Origin of the sequence: Pseudomonas guineae (genome assembly GCF_900113745.1) — a bacterium.
Lineage (GTDB): Bacteria > Pseudomonadota > Gammaproteobacteria > Pseudomonadales > Pseudomonadaceae > Aquipseudomonas > Aquipseudomonas guineae.
In genome coordinates, this window is sequence record NZ_FOQL01000001.1 from 1,653,157 (window position 1) to 1,675,801 (window position 22,645).

General features: G+C 60.4%; 20 protein-coding genes and 1 riboswitch. Of the genes, 14 read left to right on the forward strand and 6 right to left on the reverse strand.

What is annotated here, in order from left to right; translation table 11 throughout:
- The first annotated feature begins 18 nt into the window (after nt 1-18).
- The 9 genes from atpA to BMZ32_RS07510 all read left to right on the forward strand — a co-directional run bounded on the left by atpA (nt 19) and on the right by BMZ32_RS07510 (nt 9,737).
- On the forward strand, nt 19-1,563 hold the full coding sequence (gene atpA, locus BMZ32_RS07470; protein ID WP_090240974.1) for a F0F1 ATP synthase subunit alpha: 1,545 nt from the start codon (nt 19-21) through the stop codon (nt 1,561-1,563).
- A gap of 50 nt (nt 1,564-1,613) precedes the next feature.
- On the forward strand, nt 1,614-2,474 hold the full coding sequence (gene atpG / locus BMZ32_RS07475; protein ID WP_090240976.1) for a F0F1 ATP synthase subunit gamma: 861 nt from the start codon (nt 1,614-1,616) through the stop codon (nt 2,472-2,474).
- Between the two features lie 47 nt (nt 2,475-2,521).
- Entirely contained in the window at nt 2,522-3,898 is a 1,377-nt protein-coding gene (atpD, locus tag BMZ32_RS07480; RefSeq protein WP_090240978.1) for a F0F1 ATP synthase subunit beta, read from the forward strand.
- A gap of 82 nt (nt 3,899-3,980) precedes the next feature.
- On the forward strand, nt 3,981-4,406 hold the full coding sequence (locus BMZ32_RS07485) for a F0F1 ATP synthase subunit epsilon (RefSeq protein WP_090240980.1): 426 nt from the start codon (nt 3,981-3,983) through the stop codon (nt 4,404-4,406).
- Between the two features lie 137 nt (nt 4,407-4,543).
- The gene (glmU, locus tag BMZ32_RS07490; RefSeq protein ID WP_090240982.1) at nt 4,544-5,908 is read left to right on the forward strand and encodes a bifunctional UDP-N-acetylglucosamine diphosphorylase/glucosamine-1-phosphate N-acetyltransferase GlmU; all 1,365 of its coding nucleotides are present in this window, start codon (nt 4,544-4,546) and stop codon (nt 5,906-5,908) included.
- 184 nt (nt 5,909-6,092) lie between these two features.
- Nucleotides 6,093-6,860: a DeoR/GlpR family DNA-binding transcription regulator gene (locus BMZ32_RS07495; protein WP_090240984.1), complete on the forward strand. Its 768-nt coding sequence runs from the start codon at nt 6,093-6,095 to the stop codon at nt 6,858-6,860.
- A gap of 10 nt (nt 6,861-6,870) precedes the next feature.
- Nucleotides 6,871-8,721, forward strand: coding sequence for a glutamine--fructose-6-phosphate transaminase (isomerizing) (gene glmS, locus BMZ32_RS07500; RefSeq protein ID WP_090240986.1), 1,851 nt, complete (start codon nt 6,871-6,873; stop codon nt 8,719-8,721).
- A gap of 14 nt (nt 8,722-8,735) precedes the next feature.
- On the forward strand, nt 8,736-8,966 hold the full coding sequence (locus BMZ32_RS07505; RefSeq protein ID WP_090240988.1) for a hypothetical protein: 231 nt from the start codon (nt 8,736-8,738) through the stop codon (nt 8,964-8,966).
- 9 nt (nt 8,967-8,975) lie between these two features.
- On the forward strand, nt 8,976-9,737 hold the full coding sequence (locus tag BMZ32_RS07510; RefSeq protein WP_090240990.1) for a YoaK family protein: 762 nt from the start codon (nt 8,976-8,978) through the stop codon (nt 9,735-9,737).
- A 16-nt stretch (nt 9,738-9,753) separates the two neighbouring features.
- Here BMZ32_RS07510 and cobM read toward each other — a convergent pair whose 3' ends face one another.
- On the reverse strand, nt 9,754-10,509 hold the full coding sequence (gene cobM / locus BMZ32_RS07515; RefSeq protein ID WP_090240992.1) for a precorrin-4 C(11)-methyltransferase: 756 nt from the start codon (nt 10,507-10,509) through the stop codon (nt 9,754-9,756).
- Nucleotides 10,506-10,940 (reverse strand): cobalamin biosynthesis protein, encoded by a 435-nt coding sequence (locus tag BMZ32_RS07520; protein ID WP_090240994.1) that lies wholly within the window; start codon nt 10,938-10,940, stop codon nt 10,506-10,508. The genes cobM and BMZ32_RS07520 overlap by 4 nt, the downstream gene beginning before the upstream one ends.
- 86 nt (nt 10,941-11,026) lie before the next feature.
- A riboswitch (cobalamin riboswitch) is annotated at nt 11,027-11,222 on the forward strand.
- Between the two features lie 101 nt (nt 11,223-11,323).
- On the opposite strand from BMZ32_RS07520, the gene cobW reads away from it, so the two are divergent.
- The 5 genes from cobW to cobF all read left to right on the forward strand — a co-directional run bounded on the left by cobW (nt 11,324) and on the right by cobF (nt 18,677).
- Nucleotides 11,324-12,379, forward strand: a complete 1,056-nt coding sequence (gene cobW, locus BMZ32_RS07525) for a cobalamin biosynthesis protein CobW (protein ID WP_090240996.1) — start codon at nt 11,324-11,326, stop codon at nt 12,377-12,379.
- 5 nt (nt 12,380-12,384) lie between these two features.
- Nucleotides 12,385-16,119: a cobaltochelatase subunit CobN gene (gene cobN, locus BMZ32_RS07530; RefSeq protein ID WP_090240998.1), complete on the forward strand. Its 3,735-nt coding sequence runs from the start codon at nt 12,385-12,387 to the stop codon at nt 16,117-16,119.
- Nucleotides 16,120-16,210: 91 nt separating this feature from the next.
- Nucleotides 16,211-17,227 carry a magnesium chelatase ATPase subunit I gene (locus BMZ32_RS07535; protein WP_090241000.1) on the forward strand — a complete coding sequence of 339 codons (1,017 nt, stop codon included), beginning with the start codon at nt 16,211-16,213 and terminating at the stop codon, nt 17,225-17,227.
- Nucleotides 17,228-17,229: 2 nt separating this feature from the next.
- Nucleotides 17,230-17,916 carry a vWA domain-containing protein gene (locus tag BMZ32_RS07540; protein WP_090241002.1) on the forward strand — a complete coding sequence of 229 codons (687 nt, stop codon included), beginning with the start codon at nt 17,230-17,232 and terminating at the stop codon, nt 17,914-17,916.
- Nucleotides 17,913-18,677: a precorrin-6A synthase (deacetylating) gene (gene cobF, locus BMZ32_RS07545; protein ID WP_090241004.1), complete on the forward strand. Its 765-nt coding sequence runs from the start codon at nt 17,913-17,915 to the stop codon at nt 18,675-18,677. The genes BMZ32_RS07540 and cobF overlap by 4 nt, the downstream gene beginning before the upstream one ends.
- Nucleotides 18,678-18,790: 113 nt before the next feature.
- Here the strand turns inward: cobF and BMZ32_RS07550 are convergent, their stop codons facing one another.
- From BMZ32_RS07550 to cobJ, 4 genes are all read right to left on the reverse strand, one after another.
- A complete protein-coding gene (locus BMZ32_RS07550; RefSeq protein ID WP_090241006.1) occupies nt 18,791-19,111 on the reverse strand; it encodes a 2OG-Fe(II) oxygenase in 321 nt (106 codons plus the stop codon).
- Between the two features lie 252 nt (nt 19,112-19,363).
- Entirely contained in the window at nt 19,364-19,843 is a 480-nt protein-coding gene (locus BMZ32_RS07555; RefSeq protein ID WP_090241007.1) for a YegJ family protein, read from the reverse strand.
- Between the two features lie 14 nt (nt 19,844-19,857).
- The gene (locus tag BMZ32_RS07560) at nt 19,858-20,727 is read right to left on the reverse strand and encodes a tetratricopeptide repeat protein (protein ID WP_167376725.1); all 870 of its coding nucleotides are present in this window, start codon (nt 20,725-20,727) and stop codon (nt 19,858-19,860) included.
- A gap of 234 nt (nt 20,728-20,961) precedes the next feature.
- Nucleotides 20,962-22,623, reverse strand: coding sequence for a precorrin-3B C(17)-methyltransferase (gene cobJ, locus BMZ32_RS07565; RefSeq protein ID WP_090241012.1), 1,662 nt, complete (start codon nt 22,621-22,623; stop codon nt 20,962-20,964).
- Nucleotides 22,624-22,645 lie beyond the last annotated feature (22 nt).

The window sequence follows — 22,645 nt, forward strand, 5'->3', positions numbered from 1 at the left end:
TGAAGGGGCAGCAGAGCTATGCAGCAACTCAATCCTTCCGAAATAAGTGAAATCATCAAGGGACGTATCGATAATCTCGATGTCGCCTCTCAAGCCCGTAACGAAGGCACTGTCGTCAGCGTATCTGACGGTATTGTGCGTATTCACGGTCTCGCCGACGTTATGTACGGCGAAATGATCGAGTTCCCGGGCGGTGTCTACGGTATGGCACTGAACCTGGAGCAAGACTCCGTGGGTGCAGTTGTCCTGGGGGCTTATACCTCCCTGGCCGAAGGCATGAGCGCCAAGTGCACTGGCCGCATCCTGGAAGTTCCGGTTGGTCCGGAATTGCTGGGTCGCGTTGTCGACGCACTGGGCAACCCAATTGACGGCAAAGGCCCGCTGAACAACGTCGCTACCGACGCGGTTGAGAAGGTTGCGCCGGGCGTGATCTGGCGTAAGTCGGTCGACCAACCGGTGCAAACCGGTTACAAGTCGGTCGATGCCATGATCCCGGTTGGCCGTGGCCAGCGTGAGCTGATCATCGGTGACCGTCAGATCGGTAAAACCGCTCTGGCCATCGACGCCATCATCAACCAGAAAAACAGCGGCATTAAGTGCGTATACGTTGCCATTGGTCAGAAGCAATCGACCATCGCCAACGTGGTTCGCAAGCTGGAAGAAAACGGCGCGCTGGCTAACACCATCGTTGTCGCTGCTTCCGCTTCCGAATCCGCTGCGCTGCAGTTCATTGCACCGTACGCCGGTTGCACCATGGGCGAATACTTCCGCGACCGCGGTGAAGACGCGCTGATCGTGTATGACGATCTGTCCAAGCAAGCAGTGGCTTACCGCCAGATTTCCCTGCTGCTGCGCCGTCCGCCAGGCCGTGAAGCTTACCCAGGTGACGTGTTCTATCTCCACAGCCGTCTGCTGGAGCGCGCTTCCCGCGTTTCCGAAGAGTACGTTGAGAAGTTCACCAATGGCGCCGTGACTGGCAAGACCGGTTCCTTGACCGCTCTGCCGATCATCGAAACCCAGGCTGGCGACGTTTCCGCGTTCGTTCCGACCAACGTGATCTCGATCACCGACGGTCAGATCTTCCTCGAATCGGCCATGTTCAACTCGGGTATCCGTCCTGCGGTCAACGCCGGTATTTCGGTATCCCGCGTGGGTGGTGCTGCACAGACCAAGATCATCAAGAAGCTCTCCGGTGGTATCCGTACCGCTCTGGCTCAGTACCGTGAACTGGCAGCATTCGCCCAGTTTGCTTCTGACCTGGACGAAGCCACCCGTAAGCAGCTTGAGCATGGTCAGCGCGTTACCGAGCTGATGAAGCAGAAGCAATATGCGCCAATGTCGATTGCCGACATGTCCGTATCGCTGTATGCCGCCGAGCGTGGTTTCCTGGTCGACATCGAAGTCGCCAAAGTTGGCGCATTCGAACAGGCCCTGATTGCTTACTTCAACCGGGATCACGCCGCTCTGCTGGCGAAGATCAACGAGAAGGGTGACTTCAATGACGACATCGATGGCCAGCTGAAAGCCGGTATCGAGAAGTTCAAGGCCACCCAAACCTGGTAAGCCGCAGTGGGGACCGCAAGGTCCCCGCTTGCTAACCCGATAGGTGTCAAATGGCAGGCGCAAAAGAGATTCGCAGCAAGATTGCGAGCATCAAAAGCACGCAGAAGATCACCAGCGCCATGGAAAAAGTGGCGGTCAGCAAAATGCGCAGGGCACAAATGCGCATGGCTGCTAGCCGTCCCTACGCGGAGCGTATCCGTCAGGTGATTGGTCATCTGGCCAACGCTAACCCGGAATACCGTCATCCGTTCATGGTCGACCGTGCCGTTAAGCGTGTTGGTTATGTCGTGGTGAGTTCGGACCGTGGTCTGTGTGGTGGTCTGAATACCAACCTGTTCAAGGCTCTGGTTAAAGACATGGCGAGCAATCGCGAGCAAGGCGTTGAGATTGATCTCTGCGTCGTTGGCAGCAAGGGTGCGGCATTCTTCCGCAACTTTGGTGGCAACATCGTTGCTGCGATCAGCCACCTGGGCGAAGAACCGTCGATCAATGATCTGATCGGTAGCGTCAAGGTAATGCTCGATGCGTACCTCGATGGTCGTATCGATCGTTTGTCCGTGGTCTCGAACAAGTTCATCAACACCATGACGCAAAAGCCGACAGTGGAGCAGTTGATTCCGCTGGTGGCCGATCCGGATAAAGAACTCAAGCACCACTGGGATTACCTGTACGAACCCGACGCCAAAGAGCTGCTGGATGGCTTGATGGTGCGTTACGTGGAGTCGCAGGTGTACCAGGCAGTGGTTGAGAACAACGCGGCTGAACAAGCGGCACGGATGATCGCGATGAAAAACGCCACCGACAACGCTGGCGATATCATCAAAGACCTGCAGTTGGTTTACAACAAGGCACGTCAGGCAGCGATCACCCAGGAAATTTCGGAAATCGTCGGCGGCGCTGCCGCGGTTTAAGCACGGTTCAACTGTTAGACGGTTGAAAAAAGTCAGAGGAACCAAAGATGAGTAGCGGACGTATCGTTCAAATCATCGGCGCCGTCATCGACGTGGAATTCCCGCGTGATCAAGTGCCGAGTGTTTATGAAGCGCTGAAAGTAGTCGGCGCCGAAACCACCCTCGAAGTTCAGCAGCAGCTGGGCGACGGCGTGGTACGTACCATTGCGATGGGTTCGACCGAAGGCCTCAAGCGTGGCCTGAACGTCGCTAGCACTGGCGCAGGTATCCAGGTACCGGTTGGGGTTAAAACCCTGGGCCGGATCATGGACGTGCTGGGCAACCCAATCGACGAAGCTGGCCCGATTGGCGAAGAAGAGCGTTGGGGCATTCACCGTGCCGCGCCTTCCTATGCTGAGCAAGCTGGCTCCAACGAACTGCTGGAAACTGGCATCAAGGTTATCGACCTGGTCTGCCCGTTCGCCAAAGGCGGTAAAGTCGGTCTGTTCGGTGGTGCCGGTGTCGGCAAGACCGTAAACATGATGGAACTGATCCGTAACATCGCCATCGAGCACAGTGGTTATTCCGTGTTCGCCGGTGTGGGTGAGCGTACTCGTGAGGGTAACGACTTCTACCACGAGATGAAGGACTCCAACGTTCTCGACAAGGTAGCCCTGGTTTACGGTCAGATGAACGAGCCACCGGGCAACCGTCTGCGCGTAGCACTGACCGGCCTGACCATGGCCGAGAAGTTCCGTGACGAAGGCCGTGATGTTCTGTTCTTCGTGGACAACATCTACCGTTACACCTTGGCCGGTACTGAAGTATCCGCACTGCTGGGCCGTATGCCTTCGGCTGTGGGTTATCAGCCGACCCTGGCCGAAGAAATGGGCGTTCTGCAAGAACGTATTACTTCGACCAAGACCGGTTCGATCACCTCGATCCAAGCGGTATACGTACCTGCGGATGACTTGACTGACCCGAGCCCGGCGACCACTTTCGCCCACTTGGACGCCACTGTCGTACTGTCCCGTGACATCGCCTCCCTGGGTATCTACCCAGCGGTCGATCCACTCGACTCGACGTCGCGCCAGCTGGACCCGATGGTTATCGGCCAGGAGCACTACGACACAGCTCGCGGCGTACAGTACGTACTGCAGCGTTACAAAGAGCTGAAGGACATCATCGCGATTCTGGGTATGGACGAACTGTCCGAAACAGATAAGCAGCTGGTATCCCGTGCTCGTAAGATTCAGCGCTTCCTGTCCCAGCCGTTCTTCGTGGCCGAAGTCTTCACTGGTTCGCCAGGTAAGTACGTTTCCCTGAAGGACACCATTGCCGGCTTCAGCGGCATTCTGAAAGGTGATTACGATCACTTGCCAGAGCAGGCGTTCTACATGGTTGGCAGCATCGAAGAAGCTGTTGAGAAAGCGAAGAAACTGTAATCACCCGTGCGCCCGGCAACGGGCGCTTACGGTCTGTTTGCAAGCTGTTAGTGTGTAAGCAGATCGATACGTGAGGTTAGACATGGCTATGACAGTCCATTGCGACATCGTCAGCGCAGAAGGCGAGATCTTCTCCGGTCTGGTCGAGATGGTGATTGCGCACGGTAACCTGGGTGATATCGGTATCGCTCCAGGTCACGCGCCGCTGATCACCGACCTCAAGCCGGGCCCGATTCGTCTGGTCAAGCTGGGTGGCGAAGCCGAGGTGTTTTACATCTCCGGTGGTTTCCTGGAAGTCCAGCCGAGCATGATCAAAGTGCTGGCTGATACCGTGCAGCGTGCTGCCGATATCGATGAAGCTGCTGCTCAGCTAGCCCTCCAGGCTGCTGAGAAAGCGCTGCATGAGCAAGGTGCCGAGTTCGATTACGGCTCTGCGGCTGCTCATCTGGCCGAGGTTGCAGCTCAGCTGCGTACCGTTCAGCAGTTGCGTAAGAAGTTCGGCGGTTAATTTCGCCGCTTCATCGCAAACGAGTAAAAGGGTAGCCTTGGCTACCCTTTTTCTTGTCTGTCATTTCATCTTTTCTGCGGGTTGTGCAGTGGCCTAGCCCACAAGGAACAACCCGCTATTGCTTGGGATCTGCCCTTATGTCGCTCGATATCGTCATCCTCGCCGCCGGCCAAGGCACCCGCATGCGCTCCGCCTTGCCCAAGGTTCTGCATCCGATTGCCGGTAAATCCATGCTCGGGCATGTGATCAACACGGCACGCCAGCTCAAGCCACAAGGCATTCATGTGGTGATTGGCCACGGTGCAGAGCGGGTACGCGAGCAGTTGGCCGCGGATGATTTGAACTTCGTGCTGCAAACTGAGCAGCTGGGCACCGGCCACGCTGTCGCCCAAGCCTTACCCGCGCTGACGGCCGAGCGTGTGCTGATTCTCTACGGCGATGTACCGCTGATCGAAATCGGCACCCTTGAGCGCTTGCTGCAGCGCGTATCAGAACAGCAGCTGGGGCTGTTGACGGTCAACTTGAATGACCCAACTGGTTACGGCCGCATCGTTCGTGATGGCAGTGGCGTGGTCAACGCCATCGTTGAGCACAAGGATGCGACTGCCGAGCAGCGCCTGATCAGCGAAGGCAATACTGGCATTCTCGCCGTACCCGGCAAACGCTTGAGTGATTGGCTGGGGCGTCTGTCCAACAGCAATGCCCAGGGCGAGTACTACCTGACCGATGTCATCGCCATGGCGGTGGCTGATGGTTTGGTGGTGGCAACCGAACAAGCCGCTGATGAAATGGAAGTCTTGGGTGCCAACGATCGCATCCAGCTGGCGCAGCTGGAGCGTCACTACCAGTACCGCGCGGCACGCTGCTTGATGGTGCAGGGCGTAACCCTGAGCGACCCGGCGCGTTTCGACCTACGTGGCGAGGTTACGGTAGGCCGTGATGTGACGATCGACATCAACGTCATCCTCGAAGGCTGTGTGATCATCGAAGATGGTGTACAGATCGGTCCGAATTGCGTGATCAAGAACAGCACCTTGCGCACAGGTGCAATCATCAAAGCCAACAGTCACTTGGAAGGTGCCGAGGTCGGTGAGGGAGCTGATTGTGGCCCGTTCGCGCGACTGCGTCCCGGTTCAGTGTTGGGCGCGAAGGCCCATGTAGGTAACTTCGTCGAGCTGAAGAACGCCACGTTAGGTGAGGGCGCTAAAGCAGGCCATCTGAGCTACTTAGGCGATGCGGAAATCGGTGCACGCACCAATATCGGCGCCGGCACCATCACCTGTAACTACGACGGTGCTAACAAGTTCAAGACTGTACTCGGTGAAGACGTGTTTATTGGTTCCAACAGTGCGCTGGTAGCACCGGTGACCCTGGGCGACCGCGCTACCACCGGCGCCGGTTCGGTAATTACCGGTGATGTGCCGGCTAACACTCTCGCGGTTGGCCGTGCCAAGCAGCGCAATATCGAAGGCTGGAAGCGCCCGGTAAAGATCAAGAAGTGATGCCGTAGGATGGGTTGAGCGTAGCGATACCCATGTTGCCAATCGATGGGTTACGCCTAGGGCTAACCCATCGATTGGCTTGGTGGATGAGTAAAGCGCCATCCACCCTACGTCGTTTCACGCTTGACGGAATGCTTTGATTAGGTTTTGATTCGCGTCAATATCTTTCGAATCGAAACTTAGCATGTCGAAACGCAACACTCCGCAACGTCGCCACACCATTCTTGCCCTGCTCGCTGAGCAAGGCGAGGTGAGTGTGGATGAGTTGTCGAAAGCCTTCGCCACCTCTGAAGTGACTATTCGCAAGGATCTCGCCGCCCTGGAAAAGAGTGGCCTGCTGCTGCGTCGTTACGGCGGCGCCGTGACTATGCCGCAAGAGTTGATCAGCGACGTTCAACCCATCTCGCAATACAAGCAAGCCATCGCCCGTGCCGGTGTGGCGCGCATTCGTGAGCACGCACGGATCATCATCGACAGTGGCACCACCACCGCCGCAATGATTCCGCAGCTCGGCCATAAGCCCGGTCTGGTGGTGATGACCAATTCGCTGAATGTCGCCCGCGCCATCAGCGAACTGGAGCATGAGCCCATACTGCTAATGACCGGTGGCACCTGGGATCCGCATTCGGAGTCGTTCCAGGGCCAGGTGGCCGAACAAGTGCTGCGTTCCTATGATTTTGACCAGTTGTTTATCGGTGCAGATGGTATCGACCTGAGTCGTGGCACCACCACCTTTAACGAATTGCTCGGGTTGTCCCGGGTGATGGCCGATGTCGCCCGTGAAGTGGTGGTAATGGTCGAAAGCGACAAGATCGGCCGCAAGATTCCCAACCTGGAGCTGCCCTGGAGCGGCATCCATACCCTGATAACTGACGAGCGCCTGGATAACCAGGCCCGTGAACAATTGACCGAACGCGGCATCAAATTGATCTGCGCTAGCGTCGAGGCTTAAGGAGAAGTTTATGTGTGGCATTGTAGGCGCAGTCGCCGAACGTAATATCACCGCCGTGTTGGTTGAAGGCCTCAAGCGCCTGGAATACCGCGGCTACGACAGCGCCGGTGTGGCGTTGCTCAACGATCAGGGCGAACTGCATCGCAGCCGCCGTGTTGGCAAGGTCAGTGAGTTGGAAGCTGCACTCAGTCAGGAGCCGCTAGCCGGGCGCCTGGGTATCGCTCATACCCGTTGGGCCACCCATGGCGCGCCGAGCGAGCGTAATGCCCACCCGCATTTCTCCGGTCACGATTTGGCCGTGGTGCACAACGGCATCATCGAGAACCACGAAGAGCTGCGCGAACAGCTCAAAAGTCTGGGCTATGTATTCAGCTCGGATACCGACACCGAAGTGATCGTGCACCTGCTCAATCACACCCTGAAAATCCAGCCAGACCTCACCGCTGCCCTGAAAGAAGCCGTCAAGCAGTTGCATGGTGCCTATGGCCTGGCGGTGATCAGCGCCAAACAGCCGGATCGTTTGCTCGCTGCCCGCAGTGGTAGCCCGTTGGTGATTGGCCTGGGCCTGGGTGAGAATTTCCTCGCCTCCGACCAGCTGGCATTGCGTCAGGTCACCGACCGTTTTATGTACCTGGAAGAAGGCGACATTGCTGAGATTCAGCGCGACAGCGTGCAGATCTGGGACGCCGCCGGCCAGCCTGTGGTGCGCGAAAGCGTGCAGTACCACGAAGGTGCGGAGGCTGCCGACAAGGGCGAGTACCGCCACTTTATGCTCAAGGAAATCCACGAACAGCCCAAGGTGGTGCAGCGCACCTTGGAAGGCCGTCTGGGCTCCGATCACGTGCTGGTACAAGCGTTCGGGCCGCAAGCCGCAGAACTCTTCGGCAAGGTGCGCAACGTACAAATCGTCGCCTGTGGCACCAGTTACCACGCCGGTATGGTGGCGCGTTACTGGCTGGAAGGTCTGGCCGGGATTCCCTGCCAGGTCGAAGTGGCCAGCGAGTTTCGCTACCGCAAGGTGGTGGTGCAGCCAGACACCCTATTTGTCAGCATTTCCCAGTCTGGCGAAACCGCCGACACTCTGGCCGCGCTGCGTAACGCTAAAGAACATGCACCGGACAAGGGCGGTTATCTGGCCAGCCTGGCGATCTGCAACGTCGGTATCAGCTCGCTGGTGCGTGAATCTGACCTGACCTTGCTGACCCAGGCCGGCCCGGAAATTGGCGTTGCCTCGACCAAGGCCTTCACCACCCAGCTGGTCGCGCTGATGTTGCTGACCCTGTCCCTCGGTCAGGTGCGCGGCACGCTGGATAAAACCCTAGAAGCCGAGCTGGTGGAAGAGTTGCGTCGCCTGCCAACCCGTCTTGGCGAAGCGCTGGCCATGGACAGCGTGGTGGAGAAGGTTTCCGAGCTGTTCGCTGAGAAGCACCACAGCCTGTTCCTCGGCCGTGGCGCGCAGTACCCAGTAGCGATGGAAGGCGCGCTCAAGCTCAAGGAAATCTCCTATATCCACGCCGAAGCCTACCCGGCTGGCGAACTCAAGCACGGCCCGTTGGCGTTGGTTGATAGCGATATGCCGGTGGTCACCGTGGCGCCGAACAATGAGCTGCTGGAAAAACTTAAATCCAACCTACAGGAAGTGCGCGCCCGCGGTGGCGAGCTGTTGGTATTTGCCGATGAGCAAGCCGGTATGCGCAATGGCGAGGGCACCCATGTGGTGAACATGCCGCACATCCACGATGCTTTGGCGCCGATTCTCTACACTATTCCGTTGCAGTTGCTGTCCTACTACGTGGCCGTGCTTAAAGGCACCGACGTTGACCAGCCACGTAACCTGGCCAAGAGCGTTACGGTTGAGTAAACAGGGACCAGCTAATGCAGCGTGAAGAGATAAAGACCAAGCAGGCGCAAGGCGCGTCCTTTGATACCCATATCATCGCCAACCCGGCTAACCCCCGGGAATGGATCGTGCTGTTGAAGAAAGGTGCGGGCACCAGTTTTTTTCTGGTTGATCAGCAGGAACAGGTGGAGTCCTTCGCCGACCTTAATGGCCTGATCGAAGAGTTGCGGCTACTGGGTATTAAGGGTGCAGAGATCCATCTTTGAGGATCATGTATGCCCATTGGTTATGCGAGACGTCTGACCGGCCGCGAACGCAGTGCAGCGGCTAATCGACATTTAGGGTTCGCGTTGGCGTTTGTTGCCGGTGCGATAAATGCCGGCGGCTTTCTCGCCGTGCAGCAATACACCTCGCATATGACCGGCATCGTCTCGGCCATGGCCGACAACATCGCCGTGGGCGCACATGATCTGCTCTGGGGAGGCCTCGGCGCGGTGCTGTCGTTTCTCCTTGGCGCCGCCTGTTCGACGCTGATGATCAACTACTCGCGGCGCCAGCGCCTGCACAGCGAGTACGCCTTGCCGTTGCTGCTTGAGGCCGTTTTGCTGCTGTGCTTCGGCTTTCTCGGGGCAACCCTGGCGCAAATTACCGGCCTGTTCGTGCCTCTGACCGTGATGTTGCTGTGTTTCATCATGGGCCTGCAGAACGCACTGATCACCAAGCTCTCCAAGGCTGAAATTCGCACCACCCATATCACCGGGATCATCACTGACATCGGTATTGAGTTGGGCAAACTGCTGTACTGGAATCGCAGCCACGGGCCAGATATCGGCCGGGTTGTGGCGGACCGTCAGCGTTTATGGGTGCTCAGCCTGTTGGCCCTGAATTTTTTCCTTGGTGGGGTTGTTGGTGCGCTGGGCTTTAACTACCTGGGCTACATCGCCACTGTGCCCTTGGCACTGTTTCTGGTGCTGCTGGCCAGCGTACCGGCGCTGGATGATCTGCTGTTACTCACACGACGTCTGTTGCGCCGGTGAAGTAGCCGACAAGCTCTCAGGCGTCAGACGATCTGAACAGGTGGCGATGCTCGGCGTTGTACAGCGCCGAGTCAGCAAACTGTTCGGCATGCAGCACCCGGCCCACTAAAATCAGTGCAGTGCGGCGAAAGCCCTTGCTGCGCACCTGTTCCTCGATGGTGGCCAGTGTGCCGCTGACCCAATCCTGATCCGGCCAGCTGGCGCGGTGGACCACGGCAATCGGGCAGTCTGAGCCGTAATGCGGCAACAGTTCAGCGACAATTTTGCTTAGGTGCACCACGCCGAGGTGGATGGCCATGGTCGCGCCGTGGCGGGCCAGGTCAGCCAATTGTTCGCCAGCAGGCATCTCTGACTTGCTCGCATAGCGGGTGAGGATCAGGGTTTGCGACACTTCCGGCAGAGTCAGCTCACTTTCCAACAGGGCGGCGCAGGCGGCTGTGGCGGTGACCCCAGGAATAATCTGGAAGGGAATTGCCAGTCGGCGCAGATGGCGGATCTGCTCACCAATCGCGCCATACAGTGACGGATCGCCAGAATGCACGCGGGCGACGTCCTGGCCTTGTTCATGCGCCTGGGCAATCAGCGTGATGATTTCATCCAGATGCAGTTCGGCGGTGTTGACCACTTGCTCGGCGCTGTGGCCTTCCAGTACCGCCTCGGGCACCAGCGAGCCGGCGTAGAGAATCACCGGGCAGCTGCGCAACAGGCGCTGACCCTTGACGGTGATCAGCTCGGGGTCGCCGGGGCCGGCGCCGATAAAGTAAACAGTCATGCAATGTCCTTGGCTGAAATCGACGCCAGGGCGCAAGTGGCGCTGGCGTTACGGGTTTTACTGCCGAGTAGCTGAGCAACGTGGCCGCCCAAGTGCTCGGCCAATGCCAAGGCGCAGGGTTCGGCGACGGCCGGGCTGCCGGTGGCGGCCAGGGTTAGTGCGCAAGCTTGAACGAGATGTTGATAGGGCGACAGCTCTTCAGGACTGAAGCAGGTCAGCGTCAGGCCGAGGCGCTCAGCCAATGCCAGCAGCCCAGGCTCATCGCGTTTGTGCGCGATGCTCGCCAGCCCCGCGAGGTTATCCACAGTCAGACCCTGCGCCTGCAGGCTGTCGATCAGTAGTGTGGATAAGTCTTCCAGGCTACAGCCGCGGCGGCAGCCTAACCCGGCGACCACCTGAATCACGGCGGTATTGGCAGCGCTGGAAATCATTAAGGTTGCTCGGTGTGTAAGGCGACGTAGCTCACCATGGCGACCTGCAGCGGTCAACCGTGATTGACCGGCCGCCGTGGTCTGCGTAGCCTTGCCGCGTTCGAGGTTCTTCGTGGGCGCGCCCATGGAGCTAAGAGGGAACAAGGTGAATGCCTTGGCTGCCCCCGCAACTGTAAACGGTCCAAAGCCCTTCAATACACCACTGCCGCAGGCGGGAAGGTAGAAGGGTCGCGCAACGCGCAGACCGTGAGCCAGGAGACCTGCCTCGTTACGTTTTCGACAATCGGGCGGGGTGATCCGGTGGTGTTGGCTGACGCCTGCGTGGCTGTCATGTCTGTGCCGCCTCCTGCTCGTCTTTCTTTCGACGCTATGCAGGACTCGCCATGAAAACCCTCGGCAAACTTCCCGTCACCATCGTCACTGGCTTCCTCGGCGCCGGTAAAACCACCTTGCTCCGGCATATGCTTGGCCACGCCGACGGCCGTCGTATCGCGGTGATCGTCAACGAGTTCGGCGAGCTGGGCATCGACGGCGAAATCCTCAAGCAGTGCTCCATCGGTTGCAGTGAAGAAGAGGCCAACGGGCGGATCTTCGAACTGGCCAACGGCTGCCTGTGCTGCACCGTGCAGGAAGAATTCTTCCCGGTGATGCGCGAGTTGGTGGCTCGGCGCGGTGAGCTGGACCATATCCTTATTGAAACCTCCGGCCTGGCCCTGCCCAAGCCGTTGGTACAAGCCTTCAACTGGCCGGAAATCCGCAACGCCTGCACGGTGGACGCGGTGATCACCGTGGTCGACAGCCCGGCTGTGGCTGCTGGCACTTTTGCTGCTTTCCCCGATCAGGTTGATGCGCAGCGCAAACTCGACCCGAATCTTGACCATGAATCGCCGCTGCACGAGCTGTTCGCCGACCAACTGGCCAGCGCCGACTTGGTCATCCTCAATAAAGCCGACCTGCTCGACGCCGCTGCGTTGGCGGCGGTGCGCGCCGAAGTGGCGGAAGAGCTGCCGCCAGCGGTGAAAATCATCGAAGCCCATGGCGGAGAACTGCCGCTGGACGTGCTGCTGGGCCTGAACTGCGAGACTGAGCTGCACATCGATGCACGCAAAACCCACCATGACCTGGAAGGGCATGAAGACCACGATCATGACGAATTCGACTCGTTCCAGGTGGAACTACCGGAGGCCGAGGAAGCACGCTTGCTGGGCGCATTGAAGGATGGGGTGGCCAAGCACGGCATCCTGCGTATCAAAGGCTTTGCGGCGATTCCCGCTAAGCCGATGCGTTTGCTGCTGCAAGGCGTGGGTCAGCGATTTGATAAGCACTTCGACCGCGCCTGGCAGGCCGATGAAGCGCGGGTGACGCGTTTGATCGTGATTGGTCAGCAGCTGGATCAAGCGGCCATTACCGCTGAATTGCAGGCCGCACTGGCGAACTAAACCGCATGCATCTGATACGCACCCAAGCCGGCAGCCAAGTGCCGCTCGACAGCATTGCCGACCTCGGCCAGACCCCGGCTGAGCTGGTGATTCTCTGTACCGGCGATTCGCAGCTGTCGTTGCTGGCTGAGGTGGCGCGGCAGTTGCCGGCGGATTACCCGAGCCTGCGCCTGGCCAGCCCAGCGCAGCTGAGCAACCACGCCTCGGTGGACCTCTACGTCGAGCAGGTGCTGCAGCACGCCAAGGTCATCCTGATTGCCGTGCACGGCGGTGTCAGCTACTGGCGCTACGGCATCGAGCGTCTGGTTGAACTGGCCGAGCGCGGCGCGCGGGTGATCATGGTGCCTGGCTGTGACAACCCCGACCCTGAGCTGATGGGCCTGAGCAATGTGCCGCAGGTGGATGCCGAGCGGCTTTGGCAGTTCCTCCGTCAGGGCGGGGCGGTTAATGCGCAGCAGCTGTTCAACTGCATCGCCAGCCATTGGCTGCAACGTGACTACGCCTGGGGTGAGCCGCAACCGTTGCCGCGTGTAGGCATCTACCATCCACAGCAGGTCACTGGCTGTTTGGCCGACTGGCAGCTTAATTGGCAGGCCGGCGCGCCAGTGGTGGCGTTGCTGTTCTACCGCACCCAGGTGCAGGCGGCGAATACCGGATTTATTGATGTGTTCTGCCAGCGCTTGCAGGCCCAAGGCCTCAATCCGCTGCCGATTGCCGTGGCCAGCCTCAAGGAAGCTGCCTGCCTGGCCCAGGTCGAAACCTGGCTGGACGACACCGACACGGCGTTGATCATCAACACCACCGCGTTCGCCCTGTCCAACCCGGAAGCACCGAGCGAGCGACCCTTCCGCCGCGACATCCCGGTGCTGCAAGCCATTTGCGCCTTGGATAACCATGAGCAGTGGCACGCCAGCGCCCAGGGCTTAGGCTCGCGTGACCTGGCCATGCACGTTGTGCTGCCCGAGCTGGATGGCCGGCTGATTACCCAACCGATCAGCTTCAAAGGCATGGCCTGGCGTAGCGAGCGCAGCCAGAGCGATGTGGTCTGTTATCAGCCAAATCTGCCAGGGATGGATTTCGTCGCCGCGCTGGCGCGCAACTGGATTGCCCTGGCGCATAAGCCTAATACCGACAAGCGCATCGCCCTGGTGCTGGCCAACTACCCTACCCGCGATGGGCGCATCGGCAATGGCGTCGGCCTGGACACCCCGGCGGCAGCGCTGAATATCCTCCAGGCCATGCAGCAGCAGGGCTACCCGGTTGACGCGCTGCCGGCCACGGGCACTGCGCTGATCCACCAATTGCTTGGCGGCGTGACCAACGATCTGGACAACCTCGACCACCGGCCCTGCGCGCAAAGCCTGGCGCTGGACGACTACCTGGCGTTCTTCCACAGTCTGCCCGAAGCCAATCAGCAGGCGGTGCGCGAACGTTGGGGCGAGCCGCAATGCGACCCCATGTACCGCAGTGGGCGGCTGATGATCGCCGGCCTGCGTTTCGGCCTGACCTTTGTCGGCATCCAGCCGGCGCGCGGTTATCAGCTGGATGCAGCCGCGGTCTATCACGACCCCGATCTGGTGCCGCCGCACGGCTACCTGGCGTTCTACTGCTGGTTGCGCAAAACCTTTGCCGCCGATGCGGTGATCCACGTCGGCAAGCACGGCAATCTGGAATGGTTGCCGGGCAAGAGTGTCGGCTTATCCGAACAATGCTGGCCGAGCGCGATTCTTGGCCCGCTGCCGAATATCTACCCGTTTATCGTCAACGATCCGGGCGAGGGTGCGCAGTCCAAGCGGCGTACCCAGGCGGTGATCATCGACCACCTGATGCCGCCGCTGACCCGCGCCGAAAGCTACGGCCCGCTGCGCGATCTGGAGCGCCTGGCCGACGAGTATTACGAGGCCAGCCAGCTTGACCTGCGCCGCGCCGCCGAGCTGCGTGGCGAGATTTTGCTCAAGGTGCGCGAGGCCAGCTTGGATCGCGAACTGGGCCTGCAACTCAACGAAGACCCCAACAGCTGGCTGCCGCAGCTCGACGCTTATCTGTGTGATTTGAAGGAATCACAGATCCGCGACGGCCTGCACGTATTCGGCGAATCACCGGCCGGCACGCTGCGCCGCGACACCCTGCTGGCGCTGCTGCGTATTCCCCGTGGCGATGGCCAGGGCGGCAATGCCAGTCTGTTACGCGCCTTGGCCAGCGATCTGCAATTGGCTTTCGACCCGCTCGACTGCGACATGGCCGCGCCCTGGCCTGGGCCAAGGCCGGCCTTGCTGCAGGATCTGAGCGATGACAGCTGGCGCAGCGCCGGCGATACCCGCGAGCGTTTGGAGCTGTTGGCGTTGCAGCTGATCGAGACTACGGACACGGCAGCTGTTGGCGCAGCCAGTGCTCAGGTACTGCAGCGCTTGCGTGAGCAGATCGCGCCCCTTTTGGACGCCTGCGGCGATGCCGAGATGCACGGTTTGTTATCTGGCCTGGCTGGACGTTTTGTGCCCGCCGGGCCAAGTGGTGCGCCGAGTCGTGGTCGCCTGGATGTACTGCCTACCGGGCGCAACTTCTACAGCGTCGATGTGCGCAACCTGCCGACGCCGACAGCCTGGCGCATCGGCGTGCAGGCGGCGGATCGTCTGCTTGAACGGCATTTGCAGGATCACGGTGATCACCTGCGCCAGCTCGGCCTGTCGATGTGGGGCACGGCGACCATGCGCACCGGCGGCGATGACATGGCCCAATCGCTGGCGCTGATGGGTGTGCGCCCGGTGTGGCAGGCCGGCAGCCAACGCGTTGAACGCTTCGAGGTGCTGCCGCTGGCGCAACTCGGCCGCCCACGGGTGGACGTGACCTTGCGCGTTTCCGGGTTCTTCCGCGATGCCTTCAGCAACCTGATTCGCCTGTTCGATGATGCCGTGCAGGCGGTGGTGGATCTCGATGAGCCCGAAGACATGAACCCGCTGTCGGCGCGGGTCTGGCGTGAATCCCTGACCCTGCAGGACAGCGGTCTGGACGAAGCCGAGGCACGCAAACAGGCTGGCTGGCGCGTGTTCGGCTCCAAGCCGGGGGCTTATGGCGCCGGCGTGCAGAACGCCATCGAAGAACGCTTGTGGCAAACCCGCGAAGACCTCGCCGAGGTCTACCTGAACTGGGGCGGCTACGCCTACGGCAAACACAGCGAAGGCACCCCGGCGCGTGCACAGTTCGCCGAGCGCCTGGAGCAGATGCAAGCGGTGCTGCACAACCAGGATAACCGCGAGCATGACATCCTCGACTCCAACGACTACTACCAGTTCCAGGGCGGCATGCTCGCGGCGGTGGAAACCCTGCGCGGTGGCAAAGTGGCCAGCTACCACGGCGACAACAGCCAGCCGGATACCCCGCGCATCCGCACCCTGAAGGAAGAACTCAACCGCGTGGTGCGCGCTCGCGCGGCCAACCCCAAGTGGATCGAGGGCATGAAGCGCCACGGCTACAAAGGCGCGTTCGAGTTGGCCGCGACCGTCGACTACCTGTTCGCCTTCGACGCCACCAGCGAGCTGGTCGACGACCACCAGTACGCGTTGCTCACCGACGCCTACGTGCTCGACAAAAACACCCGCGACTTTATCCAGCAGCACAACCCCGGTGCCCTGCAGGACATCATCGAACGCCTGCTCGAAGCCCAGCAGCGCGGCCTCTGGCAGGCTCCGGGCGAGTACCGCGAGACGCTGGAAAACCTGCTGATTGATAGCGAAGAGTCGTAGGGTGGATGGCGCTTTATCCATCCACCAACACACCGCCATGGTGGACGAGAAAAGCGTCGTCCACCCTACGCCAACCTGATGGACTGCAACCATGACCGATAGCCATTTCCCCCTCGCCGCCGTGGTCGGTGCTGAAGACCTAAAGCTGGCGCTGTGCCTGGCGGCGATTGATCCGGCGATTGGCGGCGTGCTGATCGAAGGGCCGCGCGGTATGGCCAAGTCGACCCTGGCCCGTGGCTTGGCCGATCTGCTAGCCAGCGGCACCTTTGTCACCCTGCCATTGGGCGCGAGCGAGGAGCGCATCGTCGGCACCCTCGATCTCGACGCCGCGCTGGGCGAGGGTCGCGCGCAGTTTTCCCCGGGTCTGCTGGCCAAAGCCAATGGCGGCGTGCTCTACGTGGATGAGGTTAATCTGCTGCCGGATCATCTGGTCGACCTGCTGCTGGATGCCGCCGCCAGCGGGGTTAACCATATCGAGCGCGACGGCATTTCCCATCGGCATGCGGCGCGTTTTGTGCTGATCGGCACCATGAACGCTGAAGAGGGCGAGCTGCGGCCACAATTGCTCGACCGCTTCGGCCTTAATCTGGCACTGGACGCCCAGCCGCAACCGGAGCAGCGTGCCGAGATCGTCCGCCGCCGACTGGCCTTTGATGCTGACCCGCAGGCCTTTCTTAAGCGCTGGCAGGCGCAGCAAGATGAGCTGTATAGCCGTTGCCAACGTGCCCGCGAGCGCTTCGCGGCGATTCCGCTAGATGACGCCGCCCTGGAACAAATCAGCCAGCGCTGCTTTGCTGCTGCGGTCGATGGTTTGCGTGCTGATCTGGTCTGGCTGCGCGCCGCCCGGGCGCATGCCGCCTGGCGTGGTGTTGAACGAATTGAGGCCGAGGATATCGACGCCGTAGCAGAGTTCGTTTTGCTTCACCGTCGGCGTAATAGTCCGCCGCCAGCTGCGCAGCCACCGCAGCCTCAGTCGCAACCCGACAAGAGCGCCCCCAGCGAACAGCCACAAGCGCCGCAAGGCGAGGGCCAGTGGGGCGAATTACCTGCACACGCACAGCATGTAGACGTTCGGCGTGAACCGCCCCGCTGGACAAAAAAGCCCTAGGCATCCGCCCGCGCACAGCCCCAGGCGCGGATGCCCGGGCCGCTCCCGGCACACTCGGCAATGGTCGCAACGGTGCCAGTCGCAGTGGCGCGACGGGCCGTATCGATTGGCCGGCGAGCCTGCTTAAGGGCCGTCCGCGCTGCCGCCAGGATTTACTATTACGACCGCGCAGCAGTAAACCAGCTGAACTCTGGCTGGTAATCGTCGATGCCTCGGCCTCGACCCGCCGCCATGGTGCGCTGAGCAAAGCCAAGGGCTTGCTCAGTGAAGTGTTCGAGCAGGCCCGCCGCCAGCGCGCGCGCCTGGCTTTATTGCACGCCACCGGCCGTCAGGCGCAGTGGCTGTGGCAGGGCCAGAAAGCCTCCCAGGCCTTGCAACAATGGCTCGCCGAATTGGGCGCAGGCGGCGGCACACCGTTGTTTGATGCGCTGCAACAAGCGGCCGACTGGCAGGCGCGGCGTCAGCGCTTACATCCGGGTGAAACGCAGCGGTTGTTGATCATCACCGACGGCCGTCTGCGCGACTGGCTGGCGTTAGCGCCAAGCGCCTGCTCGGCGCTGCTGGTGGATATCGAAAGCGCACCGATCCGCCTCGGCCGCGCCCGGCAACTGGCGGCTGAGCTGGGCGCAGACTACCGACATATTGATTCGCTGCCGGTACTGGCCGGCAGCCTGGAGACAACCCCATGAAAACCCTTCTGATAATCGGCATCGGCGCCGGCGACCCGGACTACTTGACCGTGCAGGCGATCAACGCGCTGAACCGCACGGACGTGTTCTTCCTGATGGACAAAGGCAGCGCCAAGGACAGCCTGATCGGCCTGCGCAAGACCATCTGCGAGCGCTTTATTAAGGGTCGCGACTACCGCTTTGTCAGCGCCGAGTGCCCGGAGCGGGTGCGCGATGTGCCGGACTATCACGGCAGCGTGGTCGATCTGAATCAGGACAAGCAGCAGGTGTTCGAAGGCATGATCCGCGAGCAGATGAGCGACGGCGAAACCGGGGCTTTTCTGGTCTGGGGCGACCCGGCGCTGTACGACAGTACCTTGCGCATCGTCGAACAGATCGTGGCCAACAGCTTGGATCCGATTGAATACGAAGTGATCCCCGGCATCACCAGCCTGCAAGCTCTGGCGGCCAAGCATAAGGTCTGCTTCAACAGCATCGGCCAGGCCTTCCAGATCACCCCGGCGCGGCGCCTAGCCGAAGGCGGTTTTCCCGAGGGCGTGGACAGCGTGTTGGTGATGCTCGACGCCCAGGACACCTACCAATGCTTTGCCGACCAGTCCATGCACATCTACTGGGGCGCGTATATCGGCACCCCGGACGAAGTGCTGATTGCCGGTCCGCTAAGTGAAGTCGCCGACACCATCCGCACCCGCCGCGCCGAACTGCGCGAGCAGCATGGGTGGATTATGGATAGCTATCTGCTGCGCAAGAACGCTTCGTAAGGTGGATGACGCTTTATCCATCCACCATCGGCATGACCCTAAGGTGGACAAACAAAGCATTGTCCACCCTACTTGCTGAGTAAGCCTTCAGGCCCGATGCGATGTGTGGGTCGTTAGCCTTGGGCAGTGGAACCCCAAGGTGCATGCAGCGCGATACTCAGTAATACACGTTTGCCGCGCATGATGGTCGATACGCTGTGATCGTATAGATCAGGACGAAACAGGAAAACTCGGTTAAAAATGGAGAAAATCACACGATCTGTTTCGAAAACGCCACCTTCTCCAGGTTTGATCAACACAACATTGAGCTTGTAGTAGCTACCGTTACCCATCGGGTCATTGTGGCGCATCACGCGATGACCTTCGGGATAGGTGACCAGGTTGACAGTCAAACGCCGTAGGTGGAGCAAGCTGCGGTTGATGACGTGGCCCATGGCGCAGTCTCCTAAAGGATCATTGAGTGGCATTAGATACAGTTCTGAATGATCGCTCAATAATCTTAAGCTAGACCTACCCGTGCGTCATTGGTCCAGGCGGATAGCTGGTAATCCGCATAAACCTGCGGATTGACCATAGTTCGTAGGGTGGGTTGAGCATGGCAATACCCATGCTGCTGCCTAACGTGGCAGCTCTAAGTCTGGCTAAGCGAGAGAGCCGAGGCGGTGCAGGCTTCGGCTTTGTGGCGCTCAGCAGTCAAAGCCATGCTGGCTGCGGTAGTACTCCGCCTGTTCGGGGGGCATCTCTTTGAACAGCGCGCAGATGGTGAAGCTGCCGACCTGGCGGTCGTTTTTCAGGTAGCCCCAGTCGGTAATCTGCTCGCGGGTAAAGCGTAGTTGCTGGCCCCAGGTCACGCTTTTGACGATGCGCGGCTCGTTGGCCACGGTGCCGATAAAACCCTGCTCAAGCGCGCGGAAGGGTGTGACCCAAAAGGTTTCAATACCGTTGCTGTCTTCGGCCATAACTTGCACCTTGAAATCGCGGGTATTGGCCGGTGGCTTGGCGGCCAGGGTGAGAAAGTCCGCCAGGCCTGCCTGAGCCTGACGCACGGCTGCGGAAACGGCCGGATCTTGGCGATCGGCTGTCACTACTTCATTGGTATCGCGTGCGCTGGCGTAAAACGCAGTCAGACTCAGTGCGAGCAGGGGAGCAATAAGAGAAGGGCGCATATTGATTCCTTACGTTAGTAGCTTGCCTGCTGTTCTGTGGCTTCCAGCTCAACGTCTGGGCATTCAGCGGTTTCATCGATCATTTGCCGCTTGCCCCAGTTTTCCAGGCGGCTGTACCAAGGCATATCGCTGTCATCCAGTTGCTCTTTGGCTTCTTCACTGCCGTTGCTGGCAGCCAGTTCCAGCCACAGTTGCGCTTGGGTGCGATTGAACGGCGTGCCAGTGCCGTTGCCGTAGGCCTCGCTCAGGCTGAATTGCGCGGGGGCATGGTTGTTCTGCGCGGCCTTGCAGGTCCAGTACAGCGCTTTACTGTCGTCGCTGCCGAAGTGCATGGCGCGCTCATCGTCGCTGGAAGAAAACTGCACGCCACTGTCCGCTGTCCAGTACAAGCTGCCCAGCAGGTATTGGCTTTGAACGTTGCCTTGTTCTGCGGCTTGTTCAAACCAGTGCATGGCTTGGTAACGCTCTTCCTGATCACCAGGGTTGTCCAAGTAATCGATGCCCAGTTCAACTTGAGCCAGTACCAAGCCCAGTTCGGCGGCCTGATTCAGCCAGCGTTTGCGTTCGGAGTCGTCTCCCGGCAGGAGGTTGTCGCGGTAGAGCATGGCTACATCAAACGCAGCGCGGCTAACGCCTTGCTCGGCGGCTTTGCTGTACCAGCGCTCACTCTCGCGGTAGTCCTGCTGGGTGTAATACTGGTAACCCATGTTGTATTGGGCGCAAGCATCTCCGTCATTGGCGCGCTGCGCATAGTCGAGGATGTTGGCCTTGTCCGATTGATCAATCAGTACGGGGCAATGCTTGCTCGCAGCCTGGCTGCTGAACGCGCAAAAAAGCAGGGCGCTGGCGAGCAGCATGGAGCTAGGAGTGGGGGTGCGCAACATGCTAATCATCCTTGATCACTACAACCCAAGCCGATGCGTTCAGGTGTAGCGGTGAGTAAGAGGTGGGTACCTTAGTGATGCCCCGCCGAACAAGACAAGCTAAGCCTGCTCAGGCTGTCGATTGATCGTTTTTTTGCCGTGCAACTGAGCCCGTGGGATGGGTTAAACGTAGTGATACTCATACGGTGTAAGGCTATCGCCTGATGGGTATCGCAGGCTCAACCCATCCCACGTTTACAGCTGTGGGTAACTTCTCGGCGTGTACACCCATTCGCCTCCTTCGGCGCGCGGGAAGCGGCAGGTTTGGCTGGAGCCGATGATTACCAGGGTGCGCATATCGACCATTTCTGGCGTGAGTTCGCCGAGGGTGAGGATGCGCAGGGTTTCGCCGGGGCGGCCGATATCGCGGCCGAGCACCACCAGGGTTTCTGGCGTGCGTTGCTGACGGACGATGTCTAGGGCGCTGCCAAGCTGCCAGGGGCGGGCTTTGGAAATGGGGTTGTAGAAGGCCATCACCAAGTCGGCGGCAGCGGCGTGCGCTAGGCGCTTTTCGATAATCGTCCAGGGTTTGAGGTTGTCGGACAGGGAGATCAGGCAGAAGTCATGGCCCAGCGGTGCGCCGGCCTTGGCGGCGGTGGCCAGCGCAGCGGAAACGCCGGGGAAGACCTGCAAATCGACGCGCTGCCACTCGGCATCGGTCGACTCGTGCAAGGCTTCCAGCACGGCGGCGGCCATGGCGAATACGCCGGGGTCGCCGGACGACACCACCACCACCCGCCGACCGCTGGCGGCCAACTCGAAGGCATGGCGTGCACGCTGCATTTCTTCGCGGTTATCGGTGCAGTGGCGCACCTGCTCCGGGCGCAGCGGGCCGGCCATGTTGATATAGGTTTCGTAGCCGAGCAGGTCTTGCGCTTCGTCCAGTGCCTGGCGCGCGGCAGGCACCATAAATTCGGCGGCACCGGGGCCAAGGCCGATTACCGTCAAGCGACCACGCGGGCGGCCGAGCTGGCTGGCATCGATGGCCGCAGCGGCCAGCAGCAGGCGCAGGTTGGCGTGCTGGCTGTGCAGCGGCGGCAGTTGGCTTACATCGTCAATAAAGCGCAGCGGCAGCTTGAGTTGCGCGGCGGCGGCGTGCAGTTCGGTGTTGGCCATCAACTCTGGTGCAGCCAATAGGCAGGCCAAGCTTTGCGCGGCCAGGCCACTGCTGCGTAGCGCGTGCTGTAATTCGCTGAGTAAGTCGGCGCTGACACTTTCGACCCACACGGCGACTTGTTGCGGGTGAATCAGCAGCTCATCGGCGTTAGCGGCGCGGCGGTGCGGGCTGATGTGGATAACTAGCGAGGCATGGTTATCCACAGGCAATTTGGCCTGGGCCAGCCAGGGTGCATCACCTTCGATACGCACGGCCTGGCCGCCAAGCAGATCGCTGACAAAGCCTTTGCCCTGCTCAAGATCGGCCAATACATAACCGGCCGGCGGCTCCAGCAGGCAGGTGCCGAAACGCAGTTCGCCGCTGGTGGTGATCGCCGCGCTGACGTCAAGGTGCGCGGCAACTTCGCGCGCCATACGGTTTACTCCACCCAGACCACCGAGCAGCGGCACCACGGCGCTGCCGTCTTCGGCCACCGCCAGCACCGGCGGTTCGCGGTCTTTCTCGCCCAGCACGGCGGCCAGGCTACGGATGACGATGCCGGCGGCGCACAGGGCGATGATCGGTGTACCGGCGCGGTACAACGCGCGCAGGGTGTCGCCGAAGTCTTCATAGGTGCGCTCAACGCCCTCGACCCGGCCACTCAGGCCGTGGATCTCGGCCTGGGGATACAGCGCCTGGATGCGCCGCGCGCAGGGCAGTGCAGAGGAACCGAGAATGATAATGGCGGGAGCGCTGGTCATAAGGTGTTCCGTGGTTGGCGTA